The sequence below is a fragment of the Clostridioides sp. ZZV14-6009 genome (assembly GCF_020658095.1).
Lineage (GTDB): Bacteria > Bacillota > Clostridia > Peptostreptococcales > Peptostreptococcaceae > Clostridioides.
Genome location: NZ_JAGWDG010000002.1, coordinates 45,180 through 63,441, shown reverse-complemented (window position 1 = coordinate 63,441; position 18,262 = coordinate 45,180). Strand labels below are relative to the sequence as shown.

Below are 18,262 nucleotides of genomic sequence, written 5' to 3'. Positions count from 1 at the left end.
ATAATCTATATTAACAGCAAAACAAAGTTAAAAAATAAAATAAATAAAAGCAATGACAGAGACAACAATACTAATGGAGTTATCCACAGAGAACCAATGTTGCTGAGAATTGGTGTTAACAGTAGTATAATGATCACTCTGGAGCTTTTGTACTGAATATATTTTAGTAAGTACAAACGTCTGCCAACGTTATATGGCTAAGGTTAAGGTAATCAATTACCCGACCTGAAAAAAGAGAGGTAGATGTATTTTTTATATCTACAAATAAGGTGGTACCGCGGAATTTAACTTTCGTCCTTATAAGTAATATTTATATTGCTTATAAAGACGAAAGTTTTTTTAATTTAAGCAATATAAAAGATTAATCCATATAAAATAATAATAAAAAAATAAGGAGGAGTTTTTTATGGAAAATACTGTATATGCTAAATTAAACCAAGGGATAGATTCTTTTTTAAGAGTGGCAATGACACTGAGAAGAAGAGAAGTTGATATACAATCAATAAGTATGACTGTAGATAATATGAATAATTCAGGTATAAAATTGATAGTAAACGAAGAAAAGACATCTCTAGATAGTGTCTTAAATCATATGAAGAAACTACATGATATAAGAGAAATAACTGTTGAACAGGTGAGACACTAATCAAACATGACTTATAAAAATTAAAAACAAATATGAAGAAACTAATGTTTAAATAAAAACTAAAGATAAATATTAAATGAGAAAAATCTTAGATTGAAAATACGATTATCATTGAAATTATAAAGCAATTACAAATTTTAAAAACTGAAAATTATAAATATTAAGATTATTAAAAATTATAAGTATTGAGATTCTAAAGATTAAAATTCTATAAATTAGAAAATAAAGTTTGTTAAGTAATATAGAACTAATGATAATGAGTATAAATTTCTAATAAAAATAAATATCATAAAATAATTAAGAGAAAATATTGGGAGGAAATAAAGATGGCAAAGATGTATTATGAAAATGATGTAAATTTAGAGGTTTTAAAAAATAAAAAGGTTGCAGTTTTAGGATATGGAAGTCAAGGTCATGCACATGCACAAAACCTTAGAGATAATGGTGTGGATGTAGTGATAGGGCTTTATGATGGAAGTAAGTCAGCGCAAAAAGCAAAAGAAGATGGGTTTGAAGTAAAGAGTGTGGCAGAAGCTACGAGAGAAAGCGATTTAACAATGTTGTTAATGCCTGATGAAAAGCAAAAGAAAGTTTATGAAGAAAGTGTTAGAGATAATTTAAAAGAAGGTCAGACACTAGCATTTGCTCATGGATTCAATATACACTATAATCAAGTACAACCACCAGAATTTGTTGATGTTGTAATGGTAGCTCCTAAAGGACCTGGGCACCTAGTTAGAAATGTATTTACTAAAGGAAGTGGAGTTCCAGCATTGTTTGCAGTATATCAAGATTACACTAAAAAAGCCACAGAGACAGTTTTGGCATATGCAAAAGGAATAGGAGCTACAAGAGCAGGAGTTTTAGAAACTACTTTTAAAGAAGAAACAGAAACTGACTTATTTGGAGAGCAATCAGTACTTTGTGGTGGTATAAGTGAACTTATAAAGTTAGGATATAAGACACTTGTAGATGCGGGGTATCAAAAAGAAGTAGCATATTTTGAATGTCTACATGAAATGAAACTAATAGTTGACCTTATATATGAAGGTGGATTTGAAAGAATGAGATACAGTATAAGTGATACAGCAGAATATGGAGATTATGTATCTGGTAAAAGAGTAATAACTGATGCAGCAAAACAAGGTATGCAAGATGTATTAGAAGATATACAAAATGGAAAATTTGCTAAGGCATGGATTAAAGAAAATGAAGAAGGGCGTGAGAACTTCCTAAAAACTAGAGAAACAGAATATACTACAGAAATAGCTGAAGTTGGTAGAAATCTAAGAAGTATGATGTCATTCTTGAAATAAATATATTAAATGGATTAGTTTGAGGGAAAGAGTGGTGCATAGTAGTGCGTATTAATGGAGCAAAGGTAATTTTAGAATGTTTGAAGAAAGAGGGCGTTGACACAATATTTGGATATCCTGGTGGAGCAGTAATACCTCTTTATGATGCTCTATATGATTATCTAGATGATTTTAAACATATAAGGACTTCACATGAACAAGGTTTGGTTCATGCAGCAGATGGATATGCAAGAAGTACTAATACAGTGGGGGTTTGTTTTACAACATCTGGGCCAGGAGCAACGAATGCTATAACTGGTATAGCAACAGCTTTTATGGATTCCTCTCCTATGGTTGTAATTTCAGGTCAAGTTCCAACTAGTTTATTGGGTAAAGATTCTTTTCAAGAAATTGATATAACTGGAGCAACCCTATCTATGACAAAGCACAATTATCTAGTTAGAAATACTAAAGAGTTAGTACCTACAATAAAAGAAGCTTTTAGAGTTGCAAACTCAGGAAGAAAAGGACCTGTACTTGTAGATGTTCCAAAGGATTTATTTTTAGCAGAAATGGATTTTAATGATGAGGATTATGATTTATGTCAAATAGATGAGTATATGGATTATAAGGATGATTTTGACTTAGATGATGAAAACAACCTTAAGCTTTTAAAAGATGCAGTAGATATAATAAAAGAGTCCAAAAAACCTATAATCTATGCTGGTGGGGGAGTTAAATCTTCAGATAGTGAAGAAGTTCTTGTAAAATTTGCAACGAAGATAGATACACCTGTATTAAATACACTTATGGGGCTTGGAAATATAGATAGAAAAAATGAACTATCTCTTGGTATGGTTGGAATGCATGGAAGTAGAGAAAGTAATTTGGCACTTTCTAATTCAGATTTAGTGATAGCAATAGGTGCAAGATTTAGTGATAGAGTAATAAGTAAAAGTTCTGAATTTGCTAAAAATGCAAAAATAATACACATAGATATAGACCCATCTGAAATAAGTAAAAATATAAAGTCCAATGTATCTTTAGTTGGAGATGTAAAGATGGTTCTTAGTTTACTACTAGAAAGGGTTGAAAGTAAGGACAATAGCAATTGGAAAGAGGAAATAAAGACCTTTAGAAAAGGTGAGGGTGTAGAGGAAAAAGAGTTCCATCCACAAAATATACTTAGAAAAATAAACGAGAAATATGAACAATTGGGAAATCCAACTGTAGTTGTTACTGATGTTGGTCAGCATCAAATGTGGTCTGCTAAGTATTGGGACTTTAAAGGAAATAAAAGTTTTATAACATCAGCAGGTCTAGGAACGATGGGATTTGGTTTAGGAGCTGCTATTGGAACTAAAGTTGGTAACTTAGATAAAAATGTAGTTTTAGTCACTGGTGATGGAAGCTTTAGAATGAACTGTAATGAGTTAGCTACAGTTGCAAATTATAATGTGCCTATGCTTATTTTGTTGCTTAATAACAGAACTCTAGGAATGGTAAGACAATGGCAGAAATTATTTTCTAATCAAAGATACTCTCAAACTGATATTAATGAAAATGTAGACTATGTTAAGCTTGTAAATGCTTATAATATAGATGGATATAAGGCATGTGATATGGAAGGATTAGAAAGAGCTTTGGATGCAATAGATTTTAATAAACCTGTATTTTTACAATGTGATATAGATAAAGACTATGATGTTTATCCTATTGTAGCTCCTAATGATGCATTAGAAAATTTGATATGTAATTAAAATTTGATACTGAATATTGATAAAGTTTTTTATTAAAATTTTATTGGTATTCAGTTTTTTATTTTGCAATAATCTTAAGTATAGATTAATATTTTTTAGTTTTGTAATAATTTAATGCATGTATGATAAAGTATTGATTAAATATTAATAATGTAATTTAGAATAATAATGTAATTTAAGTAAATAATAATTTTGAATAATAATTTACGGAGGTATTCATATGTTTAAGCATGATAAAGCTTTATTAAAAGAAGTAAAAGTAGAAAGACCAAACCCTCAATATGCTGTTTTGATGCAAGAACAGTTAGGTGGTGGAAATGGAGAATTAAAAGCAGCAATGCAATATTTAGCTCAAAGTTTTAGAATAAAAGACCCCCAAATAAAAGATTTATTTCTTGATATAGCAGCAGAAGAACTTAGTCATATGGAAATGGTAGGTCAAACTATAAATTTATTAAATGGGCATGATGTTGATTACAAAGCAGTTGATACAGGGGAAATAGAAACGCATGTCTTAACTGGATTATCACCAGTATTAATAAATTCATCAGGAGCTCCATGGACTGCTGATTATGTTACAGTTACAGGAGATTTAGTAGCTGATTTACTTTCAAATATAGCTTCTGAACAAAGAGCAAAGGTAGTTTATGAGTATCTATATAGACAAATTGATGATAAATATGTAAAAGAAACAATTGACTTTTTGCTTAATAGAGAAGAAGCGCATAATGCTTTATTTAGAGATGCTTTAAATAAGGTTAAAGATACAGGTTCAAACAAGGATTTTGGAGTTACAGAAGATTCTAAGCTATATTTCGATTTATCAACTCCAGGACCAAATCATGATACTAAGATAGATATCAATCCTCCTTCTTTTGAAAAACCCTTAAAGAAATAGCTTGATATTTCTTGTATTGTTTTGTTTTGGTAGGTATTTAAAAAATTATTTGCCTAGAGGAATTAAGTAGATAAAAACTTAAATATATACAGTTAAAAGTGGGTATACACTTATTATAAGTGTATATCTATTTTTTTATTGCAAAACATATAACAAAATAATAAATGAGGTGGTATTATGTCAACTAATAAAAAACCTAATAATTTAATAAATGAGAAATCTCCATATCTTTTACAACATGCATATAATCCAATAAATTGGTACAGTTGGAACGAAGAAACTTTTAAAAAGGCAAAGGAAGAAGATAAACCGATATTTTTAAGTATTGGATACTCAACTTGCCACTGGTGCCATGTTATGGAAAATGAATCTTTTGAAGATGAAGAAGTTGCTGAAATAATGAACAAAAACTTTATAGCAATAAAAGTAGACAAGGAAGAAAGACCAGATATAGATAGTGTATATATGACAGTTTGTCAAGCAATGACAGGTAGTGGTGGATGGCCAATGACCATAATAATGACTCCTGATAAAAAACCTTTTTTTGCAGGAACTTATTTTCCAAAATACTCAAGATATAATAGACCAGGCGTTATAGATTTATTGGAAAATGTATCTGAAAAATGGAATAAAAATAAAGATATGCTTATAAAATCTGGAAATGAAATAGTAGAGGCTCTTAAAGATGATTTTGGAGTAAAAAATACAGATGGTGATTTATCAAAAGATATGTTAAGTTCATCAGTTAGAATATTTAAAGCTATTTATGATGATAAATATGGTGGTTTTGGGAATGCACCTAAATTTCCAAGTCCTCAAAATCTTATGTTTTTGATGAAATACTATAGTATAGAAAAAGATGAAGATGTATTAAAAATGGTAGAAAAAACTTTAGATGGAATGTACAGAGGAGGTCTATTTGACCATATTGGATTTGGTTTTTCAAGATATTCCACTGATAAAAAATGGTTAGCACCTCATTTTGAAAAGATGCTATATGACAATGCTATGCTTACAGTTGCTTATTTAGATGCATACAAGATAATCAAGAAAGAGCTATATAAAGAAATCGCGATAAAAACTATAGATTATGTAATTAGAGAGATGCAAGATAAAGAAGGTGGATTTTATTCAGCACAAGATGCAGATAGTGAGGGAGAGGAAGGTAAATTTTATACATTTAATCCACTTGAAATAATTGATATATTAGGTGAAGAAGATGGAAAATTCTTTAATGATTACTTTGATATAACTAATAGTGGAAATTTTGAGGGAAAAAGTATTCCTAATCTTATAAAAAATAAAGAATACGATAAGTATAATGAAAGAATAGCTAATTTGAGTAAAAAGGTATTTGAATATAGGAAAGAAAGAACTTCTTTGCATAAAGATGATAAGATACTGACATCATGGAATGCATTGATGGTAGTAGCTTTAGCAAAGGCTTATAAGACTCTAAAAAATGATACATATTTGGAGTATTCAAATAAGTGTCTTGATTTTATAAATAGTAATCTTGTGAATAAAGTAGGTAGATTATTAGCTAGATATAGAGATGGAAGTGCTGATTATTTAGCATATTTGGATGATTATGCATTTTTAATATGGGCATATATAGAACTTTATGAATCAACATTTGATATAAAGTATTTAGAAGAAGCATTAAAATTAAATGAAAATTGTATTGAGCTTTTTTGGGACTATGAAAAAAGTGGATTTTACCTATATGGTAAAGATAGTGAAAATTTAATAGCAAGACCAAAAGATTTGTATGATGGAGCTATTCCATCAGGTAACTCTGTACAATTATATAATCTTATAAGACTTGCAAAGATTACTGGTGATAATAAACTTGAAGAATTGTCATATAAGCAATTAAAACTTTATTCAGATAGTATAAAAAATTCACCAACTGGATATAGTTTCTATATGCTTTCGTTAATGTATGAACTTTATCCTACAAAGGAAATCATATGTATTTTAAAGGAAAACTCTGATTTGATTGGTTTTAAGACTTTAGTAAGTGAAAATTTTGTACCAAATGCAACTTTTTTAGTAAAAAAATACAATGAAGAAAATACTAAGATAGGTTTTTTAAATAATTATAAATTAAAAAATGACAAAACTACTTACTATGTATGTCAGAATAATAGTTGTAGTCAACCATTTAATGATTCACAAAAACTAAATGATATAATTTCTATGAGAGACTAATTGTAATGTTAAAAGAACTCAGTATTGATACTTGATACTGAGTTCTTTTAATAAATAATAAGCATTAATTTAATTGTCTTTAGTCCTTAAATCAATATGAAGTAACTTTTAGACTTTATACAAATAAATACTCTGTTTTACTCTTAAGAAAGTTAATACCTATTTTAAATTATAGAGGTTATTAGTCCTTTTTATTTACTCTATTTCTTCTTTTTGAGAATTCTTTAAGTGCTTCAGATTTAATTTTATCTATTTCTTCATCTTCTACAAAGTTAGCATCTTCTTCGAATCCATCTTGTTCTTCGCCATTAAAACGATACATTTTTTTTAGTAAACTCCACAAAGTTTCCAATTCATCTTGAGTAAACTCATGAAATACATCTGCCATAAAGTTTATTCCAACTTTACCACATTTTATCATAACTTGTTTTCCTAAATCTGTAACTTTTACATTAATCGCTCTTTTATCATTTGGACTTGGAATTACTTGAACATATCCGTTTTTTTCAAGGTTAGCAACTATTCTATTTATATTTTGTTTACTTGTACCCATTTTTCGTGCAATATTATTTAATGTTGTTTCTTCTTCTGGCAAGTGAAGAATAGATAAAATAGTCATATATTGTCTTGAAGTAAGTACATCAAAATACTTATCACCTTCTATTTGTATTTTGTTTGTAAGAGTAAAAAGAGTTGCGTATGTTTGATTCATTAGAAACAATTCTTTCAATTCATTTGAATAATCCATAAAATATCTCCTTTATATTTAGATATTATTTTGACGAAAACAGAATATCACGAATTGAATATAATGTCAATATGATGTCCAAGTATAGTTAAATGTTCTTTCTAAATAATTAATATTCAATAACTAAATTATTATATAGTTATTTAGAGAAACACTTGTATAGCAATTTATACTAATAATTAATAAGTAAGAAACTCATATAGAACATTTTTGACTTGAAAATTGTAGTAATATAGTATATAAGTTAATATGTTGAATAAATTCAGGCTGGAGGAGTAATTATGAAGTGTACAAATTTTACTTTCAAAGGAAAAGAAGATTTAGATATATATACATATAAATGGGAAGATGAAAGTATAGAAGACCCAAAGGCAATTGTACAAATTGCCCATGGAATGGCAGAAACTGCACAAAGGTATGAAGTTTTTGCTAAAGAGCTTACTAAAAATGGATATATAGTGTATATAAATGACCATAGAGGACATGGAAAAACTGCAAAGACAGTAGAGAATGTTGGGCATCTAGCTGAAGAAGAAGGTTTTAGATGTCTTGTAGAAGATATGAATACTTTAACAAGTATTATAAAAAAGGAAAATAAAGATTTGCCAATTTATTTGTTTGGACATAGTATGGGGTCATTTGCTAGCCAAAGATACATAATGGATTACAGTGATAATTTATCTGGTCTTATATTATGTGGTTCAAATGGACAACAAGGTATCATTCTAAATTTTGCTCACCTAATAATTAATCATGAGATTAAAAAGCATGGAAGAAATTCTCGAAGCAATAAAATAAATGATTTAATATTTGGAGGAGAAAGCATAAGAAGAAATAAAAATACTAAATTTGATTGGTTAAGTAGAGATAAAGAACAAGTTGAAAAATATATAAATGACCCATTTTGTGGGGTTGTATGTACTTGTGGCTTTTTTTACGATTTAGTACAAGGATTAAAAGAAATAGAGGATAAAGAAAACTTAAAAAAGATACCACTTGATATTCCTATTTACATAATATCTGGAGATAAAGACCCTATAGGTAAAAATGGTAAGGGTGTCTTGAGACTTAGAGATAGATATATAAATCTAGGAGTAAAAGATGTAACATGTAAACTCTATAAAGGTGGAAGACATGAATTATTGAATGAGATAAATAAAGAGGAAGTTTTTGAAGATGTTATTTGTTGGTTAAATGAAAAAATAGGAATTTTGTAGTGCAGTAATATATGAATGATATATAAATAAAATATTAGTATTAGACTCAGTTTTATATAGCTATTTGAATGAGCTAGTTTTTGCATATAAAGAACAAAAAAGAGAGTATTTCAAAATGATTTTTTATCATAAATGAAATACTCTCTTTTATTTTCTTACTTTAAAGTAATGAGTATATCGAAATCTTAAGAAAATCTTTTGTTTTAAAGCTATATTTTCTTAAGAAAATTAAGTTAATCTATAAAAAGAATAAAAAATATTTAATTTTTTTAAGAAATAAAACAGAGTTTAACGGAGGTAGTAGATATGAATAAAATATTAAGTGTAGAAAATATAAAAAAATACTATAAAAGTAGGGGGAATACTACAAAAGCTCTTGATAACATTAGCTTTGAAGTTGAAAGTGGAGAGTATATTGGTATTATGGGAGCTTCTGGAAGTGGTAAGACTACTTTACTGAATTGTATTTCTACCATAGATAAAGCAACAGAAGGTAGTATTTATATAGGAAATCAAGAGATAACTACTATGGGTGAAGATGAATTATCTAAATTTCGTAGAGAAGAATTAGGGTTTATATTTCAAGATTTTAACTTATTAGATACACTTACAGCACATGATAATATAGCTTTGGCTTTGGCTATCAATGGAATTAACCCAAAAAAAATAGATACTAAAATAAAAGATATAGCAAATAGATTAGGGGTTTATGAAATTCTTAATAAATACCCATATGAAATGTCTGGTGGACAAAAGCAAAGAATAGCATGTGCAAGAGCTATAATAACAAATCCATCACTAATATTAGCGGACGAGCCTACAGGTGCTTTGGATTCCAAGTCAGCAAAAATGTTTTTAGAGAATCTTGAAGTTTTAAATGAAGAATTGAAAGCTACAATATTAATGGTTACGCATGATGCTTTTACAGCTAGTTATTGTAAAAGGATATTATTTATAAAAGATGGAAAGATATTCAATGAGTTGGTTCGTGGTAATAATACAAGACAAGAATTTTTTGATAGGATAATAAAAATAATATCACTTCTTGGAGGTGATGATAAAGATGTTTTTTAATAAAAATAATGACTATGTCTCTAGAGTATCAAGTGGCGCATTTAAAAAATTAGCTCTAAATAATGTAAAAAAGAGTATGAAAAATTATCTGATTTACTTTATAACTCTTACATTTGGAGTTACTATTTTATATACTTTTAATTCTCTAGACAATGATATAGCAATGCTTGGTGGCAATGCTTTACTGAGTTCAAGTATTGGATTAGTTAGAGGTATTGTGGGTGTTTTTTCAATTGTAGTATGTATGATATTTGGCTTTTTAATTGTATATGCCAATAATTTCTTAATGAAAAAGCGTAAAAAAGAGTTTGGTATATATACGATTCTTGGAATGGATAAAAGAGATATAAATAAATTAATGTTTAAGGAAACAGTGATAATAGGTATATTTGCTTTAATAACAGGCATCATGTTTGGAGTATTTATTTCAAAAGGACTCAGTATAGTTGCTTTGAAAATGTTAGGGGTATCATCATCAGGATTTTCTTTCTCAATATTTACAACTGTCAAAACGGTAGTATTTTTTGGAATTGTATTATTATTGGTTAATAAATTTAATAAAAAAACAATAAACAAATATAAGTTAATAGACCTATTAAATGCAAATAAAAAGAATGAGGTTTCTATTGCTAAAGGGAAAAAATCTAACTTAATATTATTCTTTTTGTCTATTGTGTTAATTGTGACATCATATATATTACCATTAAAAGTAAAACCATCTACATTTATATTAGGGATATGTATAATTCTTATGTTAGTAGGTACTTATTTCTTTTTTATGTCAGTATCTGATTTTATAATGATAAAAATAAAGAAGCATAGACGTGTATATTATAAAAATTTAAATCCATTTGTAATAAGTCAAATAAGTAGTCGTATTAAGACAATGAGTATGTCTATCACTGTAATTTGTTTGCTATTATTTTCTTCTATGATAGTGATACCTTTTGGTATATCATTTGGTAAATACTTAATAACTGATTTACAAGAAGCAACTCCTTATGATGTAACATTATCTAGACTTTTTATGGATGGAGATAATATTGTTGAATACAGTACAGAAAAAAGTAATATAAACAGTGAAATACCTTCACTTAAAGATACTTTAATAACAAATAAATTACCTTTATCTTCATTTTCATCTAGTACAAGTGATTTAAGGATATACTCTTTAAAAGATATAAGTCAGTATGATTTTGCAATTGATGAGAGTGAAAAAACAACTGAATTGAAAAATAATAAACTTGCTATTGTTTCACTTAGTGATTATAATGCTACCAGAAAACAAAGTGGATTAGAAGAAATAAAATTAAATAAAAATGAATTTGCAATAAGCTGTGCTGTAGAAGACTACAGAGCATTTTATGAAAAATATATTAATAGTCAATCAAAATATATTACAGTAAATGGAGTAAAGCTTAATTTAAACCAGACAAATCTATATACTAATTCTTATAATACAAATGTAGTTCCATTAGATAATGGTACTTTAATTGTGCCTGATATTGTAGTAAAAAACTTAAATCCTACTATGGTTACATTAAATATTAATTATAAAGAAAAAAGTAATAGTCTAGAAAATAAATTTATGGAAGCATACTATAAATTCCAAAGTAAAGTTAATAATTCTGATGACTATAGTATTGACTATAAATCAGTTATAGATGGAGAAAAAAAAGCTTTAAATACTGCATTTTCCTTTGTAGCAATATATATAGGTGTTATACTTCTAGTATCAGCAGGTGCAATATTAGCACTACAACAACTTATGGAATCAACAGTCAATAAAGAAAGATTTAAATTATTAAGAAAGCTTGGTGTAAATAAAAAAGATATGAAAAAAGCTATATTTGCACAAGTATTTATATTATTTGCAACTCCTTTAGTGTTAGCTATTATAAATGCTCTATTTATATCAAAAGTGTTATTTATCGTAGTACCAATTATGACAGGAATGGGAATTATCACAAATATGTTATTAACAATGAGTATTGTCCTAATCATATATGGAATCTATTTTATCTCAAGTTTCTTTGAAAGTTTAAATATAATAAATGAAAGCATGTAAATAAATTAAGTTTTTGAATAGACTACCTAAGGAAATCTATTAATTAAGCTATGATTATACAAACTTAATTAATAGATTTACCTACTTTAGGTTAGCAAGATAAGATTTTGACTTATAATTTAACCAATAGTTAAATTATAAGTCTTTTGTTAACTTTACCTCAATTTACTAATAAATGCTTTTTTAATATACTTAAATTAAGAGATATACATTAAGGAGGTATATATGCGAATTAAAATAGGTGAAGTCATACAAACACTGAGAAAAGAAAAAAGTTTAACACAAGAACAATTAGCAAAGTTTATAGGAGTGTCAACACCAGCAGTATCTAAATGGGAAAGTGGAAATTCTTATCCAGATATAGAATTATTGCCAGTATTAGCAGATTTTTTTAATGTATCTGTTGACAAACTTTTAAACTATAAAGTAGATTTAAGTGAAGAAGAAGCAATGAAAGTTTATAAAGAACTAGAAGCAATTCTTGCTAAAGTAGAAATTGATTTATCAACAGAAGAACCGCTAGAAGAATTTAAAGAAGATTTAGAATCTGTAGAAAGACTTGCTAATATGTATATGGAGAAATATCCTCAAAGTTATCTGTTAAAGTTAAAAATAAGTTCGCTATATCAAATGTACTCATATAAATTTGGTAAAGATAAATTCAATAGTAAAATTAAAGAAACAACAAATATTCTTGAAGATATAGTGAGAAATACAGATGATATTCAGATTAAAGAAACAGCACTTATTATTTTATCAAATGCATATTATATGTTAGATGATTATGAAAAGGCAGAGTTATATTTAAATATGATACATAAACCAATAGGAGACACAAGTGTTAATTTAGCTATGATATATTTAAGTCAAAATAGACTAGATGAAGCAGAAACATTACTTCAAAATAAATTATTTAGCGATGTATTTAATACAACTCTGGATTGTAAAGGATTAATTAATGTATGTAAAAATAAATATAAAGAATTAAAAAAAGAGTTAGATGATGGAAGTTATGACAAAAAAACAGCAGATAAAGAAATGGAATATATAAAAAATAAGTCATTAGGATATGCAAATGTATCTTTAGAAATAAAGAAGAAATTTAGTGAAAATAGGGGAGCTTTTTTTGGAATATACATGGACTACATAGAGCTATCTTTAAATCTCTTATTTTTTAATATGAAAGAAGAAGCTAAAGAAGCTTTATATGGTCTAAAAGAAATATTAGAAAAATATCCTCTACATGAAAGTTCAGAGACAAGTCAAATGACGTTTTTTGATAAAGTAAAATCTAAAAATTCATATACTTTTAATGTATATACTAATTTACTCATCATGTTTAATGATAATAGTTTTAATGAATTAAGAGAAGAACCAATTTTTGAATCTATAATTGAAAGGGTTTCAGAATTGGAGAAAATGTTAAAAGATAAATAATGAATAAATATTTAGTGTGACAACCTAAACTTAGTAAATAAAAAGCTAGAAAGTAGGATACTTAATAAAGTAAATATCTTATTTCTAGCTTTTTATTTTATAAAATAAGTTATCAAACATAGAAATTTAATTTGTATGAAATAAGTCATTAACCGTAGAATATAAAAAAATTATGAATAAAATAAATTTAGAAGTTACAAAAAAGTTACATAAATTTAGAAAGTTATAATATACATATATAATATAGGATTAAAACTGTAATAAATAAGTTAATTTAAAATTTGAACATGAAAGGGGAAATATTATGGAAAAAAGAGAAAAGAAAATAATAATATCATCTTTATTAAGTGTATCAATTTTAATGAGTTTAGTAAGCATATATTCTATATTAAATAAAGAAGAGATAAGTCTAACTGTTAAAGGCCAAGAACAAAAAGTATCTTCATTTAAAAAGACAGTTGAAGAACTTTTGGATGAACAGGGAGTGAAATACAATTCTGAAGATAAAATTAATCCAAGTTTGAATACAGAATTAAAGGATAATATGAAAATTAAGGTTGTTAAAGTAACTAAAAATCAAAAAGAAGAATTTGAAAAAATACCATTTGACACAAAACATGTGAATGATAGCAATTTAGTAAAAGGAAAATCTAAAGTCTATCAGGAGGGAATAGAAGGAGAGAAAAAACTAGTCTATAATTTAACTTACCATGATGGGGAGCTAGTCAAAAAAGTCTTATCAAAAGAAGTAATTTCTAAAGAACCAACTGCAAAAATTATAAAAAATGGAACTAAAGAAAAAGTCTTAATTGCATCAAGAGGAGCAAATACAAGAGGAAGAAAACATATGAGAGTGGTTGCTACTGCATATGCAGGAGATACTATAACATCTACTGGTACAACGCCAAGATGGGGAGTAATTGCAGTTGACCCAAATATAATACCATATGGAACAAAAGTATATATACCTAGATTAGGCATGACATTTGTTGCAGAAGACTGTGGAGGTGCAATTAAAGGTAACAGAATAGATATATTTATGAATAGTGAAGGAAAAGCATCTAATTGGGGAAGACAGAGTTTAGATATATATGTATATTAATTTAGTGAATATAATAACTTTACTTAGAAGGAAAAAAAGTATAAAATATGAATTAATTAAACTGTTAGATTATTCTTGAAACAGAAAAAATATAGCTAAGGGGGGGATAAGATGAAAATAGTCTGCTTAGGAGACAGTTTAACATATGGATTTGGTGTATCACGAAGTAATTCATGGACAAACATTGTGAGTCAAGAGACTAGATTAGAAATAATAAATAAGGGTATAAATGGTGATACAACAAGTGGTATGTTAGTTAGATTTAATGAAGATGTTTTACAGAATTCTCCCGATATAGTTTTTATAATGGGTGGTACTAATGATTTTATTGCTGGAGCAGGAAATGAAGTTATTAATTCTAATATAATGGCTATGGTACATCAAGCATATGCTAAAAATATTATACCAATAATAGGTATACCACTTAAACCAGATATTCCAAATGTTAGGGAAGACTGGAGTAGCTTTACGGATTTTAATACAGTATCAAAAAAGTTAGAGTCATACAATTATTGGATAAAAAAATTTAGTGTGACATTTAATACTGATTTTGTAGATTTTTATTCTGAATATAATAAAAGTATGGAAAAGGAAGGATATAAAAAATTATATTTTGATGGATTACATCCAACTAAGGAAGGTCATAGAATGATTGCAAATATTTTTATTAAGTCAATTAATAAGTATATAGAAGAGTCATAATTGTATAAAAAAGATTTATCTATGCAATTATAATAAATGGATAAAATAGGGAGGATTTTATTATGGATTATACTAAAACTTATGAAGAATGGGTAAAGAGTTCATATTTTGATGAAGATACAAAACTAGAATTAGATAAAATAAAAGATAATGAAAAAGAGATAGAAGATAGATTTTATAAGGATTTAGAATTTGGAACTGCTGGTCTTAGAGGTGTAATTGAAGCAGGGACTAATAGAATCAACAAGTACACAGTTAGAAGAGCTACTTTTGGATTGGCAAACTATATACTAGAAAATACTACAGAGGAAGAAAAAAATAGGGGTGTAGTAATAGCTCATGATAATAGACATAAATCTAGAGAATTTTGTATAGAATCTGCAAATACATTAGCAGCGTGTGGTATAAAGGCATATATATTTGATAGTTTAAGAACTACTCCAGAATTGTCTTTTGCTGTTAGAAATCTAAATGCAATAGCAGGGATAGTTATAACAGCTAGCCATAATCCACCTGAATACAATGGATACAAAGTATACTGGGAAGATGGGGCACAAGTTATGCCAGATATTGCAAATGCAATAACAGAAAAAGTAAATAGCATACATGATTATAGTATGATACCAACTTTAAGTGAAGCTAATAAAAATTTAGTAGTCTTATTGGACGAAACACAGGATACTGAATTTATAGAAGCTGTAAAAAGTCAAGTTATAAGAAAAGATTTAGTAAAAAGCGTAGGTAAAAATTTTAAAATAGTTTATACACCTCTTTGTGGAACTGGCAATATTCCAATAAGAAGAGCATTAAAAGAAGTAGGATTTGAAAACATATTAGTGGTTCCAGAAGAAGAAAATCCAGACCCAAATTTTGCAGGGCTTGATTACCCAAATCCAGAAGAAAAAAAAGCTTTAAATAGAGGAATATTACTTGCAAAAGAAAAAGGAGCAGACCTTGTAATAGCAACTGACCCAGATTGTGATAGAGTAGGTGTAGCTGTAAGAACTACTACAGGTGAATATGTATTACTTACAGGAAATCAAATTGGTGGAATGTTGACACACTATATAATAGAAGGCTTAAAAGAAAATAACAAATTAAAAGAAAATCCTACAATGATAAAAACTATAGTTACATCAGAATTTGGAGCAGATATAGCAAAAGAAAATAATGTTGATGTACTAAATGTTCTTACAGGTTTTAAATTTATTGGTGAAAAAATAAAATTATTTGAAGAAAATAAAGATAGAAATTATGTATTTGGATATGAAGAAAGTTATGGTTATTTAGTTGGAACTCATGCAAGAGATAAAGACGGTGTTGTTTCATCATTATTAATATCTGAAATGGCAGCATTTTACTATTCAAAAGGTATGAGCTTATATGAAGGCTTAATAGAACTGTATAAGAAATATGGATTCTTTAAAGAACAGACTATATCTTTAACTTTAAAAGGTATAGAAGGTGTGGAAAAAATAAAAGAGATAATATCTTATTTTAGAGAAAATCAAATTGATTGTATAAATAATATAAAGGTAATTGATAAAAAAGACTATAAAAATGGTGTAGATAATCTTCCTAAGTCTGATGTTTTAAAATATTTCTTGGAAGATGAGTCTTGGGTAGCTATAAGACCATCAGGAACAGAACCAAAGCTGAAATTTTATATAGCTGTAAAAGGAACTAGTGATGTTGAAGCAGATGAAAAGCTTAGAGGTTTAAAAGAATATATAGATATTATGGTATCAAAATTAAAATAAAACAGACTAAATTGCTACATAGAATAATAATAAATAAGTATTAAAAGATGCAATTTTATTTGTATTTAAATAAAAGCATTATAAAAAACTGACTGACATTTAATTGACAGTCAGTTTTTTATTTAAAAAGTATTTTACGAAAATTATTATTTTAATTATTTGTTTTGATATTTTTTTGTTATATTTGTAATGAATGATTTATTAAATTCTATACAACTGTATATTTTTGATAATTAAATAATATGAGATTATTGTCATAAGATATATTGATATTAATTTTTATATATTTTGTTTGTACTCTTTTGTAAGCAGAAACGGGATATAAAATAAAGATATAAATATTAGGCGTTCTACAATATTATAATAGCTAGAAATTGTTTCAGCGTCGCTGTCAAGAACTATAAGAGATAAGCTATTAACTAAAACATGAATTATAGAACAAACCCATATATTTTTAGTTTTCATGTAAACATAACCTAAAAATATAGAAAGTCCAATTCCATATATCAAATGCACTGTACTTCCAATTATTGGAGCTTCTGGGCTATATAATGTAAATTGTAGCGGTAAATGCCATAAACTCCAACAAATACCTACCATTATGACACCTGTTTTTTTAGAAAATTTATCAAAAAAGAGATTTTGTAGATAATATCTCCAACCATATTCTTCACATAAAAAATGATAAATAGATATTAATGATGTTAAGGGAGTAAGCATATAATATAAAATTCCATTATAGTTAAGTTGGTTTTTACTTATCATCAATCCAAATATGATTTGAGAAAATATAAAGTAAATAATTAATAAAGCACTTATTTTAAAATTTTTTAGAAGATATAAATCTTTTGATTTAAAAGAATAAATAATAACACATAAACTACTTAAAAAAGTTAATATAAGATTCATTATTTCTAACTTATCATTATTTATTAAATTTAATGATTCAATAATAAATAACAAAAAATAAGCAAGAAAAAACAGTATTATTAGTGAATAAAACTTATACTTATCGTTAGTTTTCCCTTCAGTGTAAAATTTTGCAATGGCAACTGAGGATAATGGTAAAATCATCATGAATGATGCAAAATTTTCTGGTTTAATAAACTTCATAAAATACAATAGTAAACCTAGTAAATAAGTAAGTCCAAAAGTTATAGAAAAAAATATTATAATTTGGATTTTCTTTCTTTTTACTTCATTTTCAATATATATTGGATTTAATAAGTTTATAAATTTTTCTTGTGAATTCAATAAAAGTAACCTCCTTTACAGTATATTTTTTTAGTATGTAAACTTTAAAGACATTTGTTTTAAAAATAGATTTATTTTTCAGACCTA

Annotated in this window: 14 protein-coding genes and 1 other annotated feature; of the genes, 12 read left to right on the top strand and 2 right to left on the bottom strand. The window is 26.9% G+C overall.

Going from position 1 to position 18,262, the window contains the following annotated elements; all coding sequences use genetic code 11:
- The first annotated feature begins 43 nt into the window (after window positions 1–43).
- Window positions 44–302 (top strand) — a binding site (T-box leader).
- A 104-nt stretch (window positions 303–406) separates the two neighbouring features.
- The 5 genes from KGF36_RS03585 to KGF36_RS03565 all read left to right on the top strand — a co-directional run bounded on the left by KGF36_RS03585 (window position 407) and on the right by KGF36_RS03565 (window position 6,813).
- Window positions 407–646: an ACT domain-containing protein gene (locus tag KGF36_RS03585; protein WP_227432962.1), complete on the top strand. Its 240-nt coding sequence runs from the start codon at window positions 407–409 to the stop codon at window positions 644–646.
- Window positions 647–972: 326 nt separating this feature from the next.
- On the top strand, window positions 973–1,962 hold the full coding sequence (gene ilvC / locus KGF36_RS03580) for a ketol-acid reductoisomerase (protein ID WP_227827417.1): 990 nt from the start codon (window positions 973–975) through the stop codon (window positions 1,960–1,962).
- 50 nt (window positions 1,963–2,012) lie between these two features.
- Window positions 2,013–3,701 carry a biosynthetic-type acetolactate synthase large subunit gene (gene ilvB, locus KGF36_RS03575; protein WP_227827484.1) on the top strand — a complete coding sequence of 563 codons (1,689 nt, stop codon included), beginning with the start codon at window positions 2,013–2,015 and terminating at the stop codon, window positions 3,699–3,701.
- A gap of 220 nt (window positions 3,702–3,921) precedes the next feature.
- Window positions 3,922–4,599 (top strand): manganese catalase family protein, encoded by a 678-nt coding sequence (locus tag KGF36_RS03570; RefSeq protein ID WP_227827418.1) that lies wholly within the window; start codon window positions 3,922–3,924, stop codon window positions 4,597–4,599.
- A gap of 177 nt (window positions 4,600–4,776) precedes the next feature.
- A complete protein-coding gene (locus KGF36_RS03565; protein WP_227827419.1) occupies window positions 4,777–6,813 on the top strand; it encodes a thioredoxin domain-containing protein in 2,037 nt (678 codons plus the stop codon).
- Between the two features lie 181 nt (window positions 6,814–6,994).
- On the opposite strand, the gene KGF36_RS03560 is transcribed toward KGF36_RS03565, so the two are convergent.
- Window positions 6,995–7,561, bottom strand: a complete 567-nt coding sequence (locus KGF36_RS03560; protein ID WP_227827420.1) for a MarR family winged helix-turn-helix transcriptional regulator — start codon at window positions 7,559–7,561, stop codon at window positions 6,995–6,997.
- Window positions 7,562–7,842: 281 nt separating this feature from the next.
- On the opposite strand from KGF36_RS03560, the gene KGF36_RS03555 reads away from it, so the two are divergent.
- From KGF36_RS03555 to KGF36_RS03525, 7 genes are all read left to right on the top strand, one after another.
- Entirely contained in the window at window positions 7,843–8,778 is a 936-nt protein-coding gene (locus tag KGF36_RS03555; protein WP_227827421.1) for an alpha/beta hydrolase, read from the top strand.
- Between the two features lie 306 nt (window positions 8,779–9,084).
- Window positions 9,085–9,852: an ABC transporter ATP-binding protein gene (locus KGF36_RS03550; protein ID WP_227827422.1), complete on the top strand. Its 768-nt coding sequence runs from the start codon at window positions 9,085–9,087 to the stop codon at window positions 9,850–9,852.
- The gene (locus KGF36_RS03545) at window positions 9,842–11,920 is read left to right on the top strand and encodes an FtsX-like permease family protein (RefSeq protein ID WP_227827423.1); all 2,079 of its coding nucleotides are present in this window, start codon (window positions 9,842–9,844) and stop codon (window positions 11,918–11,920) included. The genes KGF36_RS03550 and KGF36_RS03545 overlap by 11 nt, the downstream gene beginning before the upstream one ends.
- A gap of 225 nt (window positions 11,921–12,145) precedes the next feature.
- Window positions 12,146–13,357: a helix-turn-helix domain-containing protein gene (locus tag KGF36_RS03540; protein ID WP_227827424.1), complete on the top strand. Its 1,212-nt coding sequence runs from the start codon at window positions 12,146–12,148 to the stop codon at window positions 13,355–13,357.
- Window positions 13,358–13,661: 304 nt separating this feature from the next.
- Window positions 13,662–14,459 carry a 3D domain-containing protein gene (locus tag KGF36_RS03535; protein WP_227827425.1) on the top strand — a complete coding sequence of 266 codons (798 nt, stop codon included), beginning with the start codon at window positions 13,662–13,664 and terminating at the stop codon, window positions 14,457–14,459.
- A gap of 111 nt (window positions 14,460–14,570) precedes the next feature.
- Entirely contained in the window at window positions 14,571–15,161 is a 591-nt protein-coding gene (locus KGF36_RS03530; RefSeq protein WP_227827426.1) for an SGNH/GDSL hydrolase family protein, read from the top strand.
- A gap of 62 nt (window positions 15,162–15,223) precedes the next feature.
- Window positions 15,224–16,921 (top strand): phospho-sugar mutase, encoded by a 1,698-nt coding sequence (locus KGF36_RS03525; protein ID WP_227827427.1) that lies wholly within the window; start codon window positions 15,224–15,226, stop codon window positions 16,919–16,921.
- 279 nt (window positions 16,922–17,200) lie between these two features.
- Here the strand turns inward: KGF36_RS03525 and KGF36_RS03520 are convergent, their stop codons facing one another.
- Entirely contained in the window at window positions 17,201–18,175 is a 975-nt protein-coding gene (locus KGF36_RS03520; protein ID WP_227827428.1) for a type II CAAX endopeptidase family protein, read from the bottom strand.
- Window positions 18,176–18,262 lie beyond the last annotated feature (87 nt).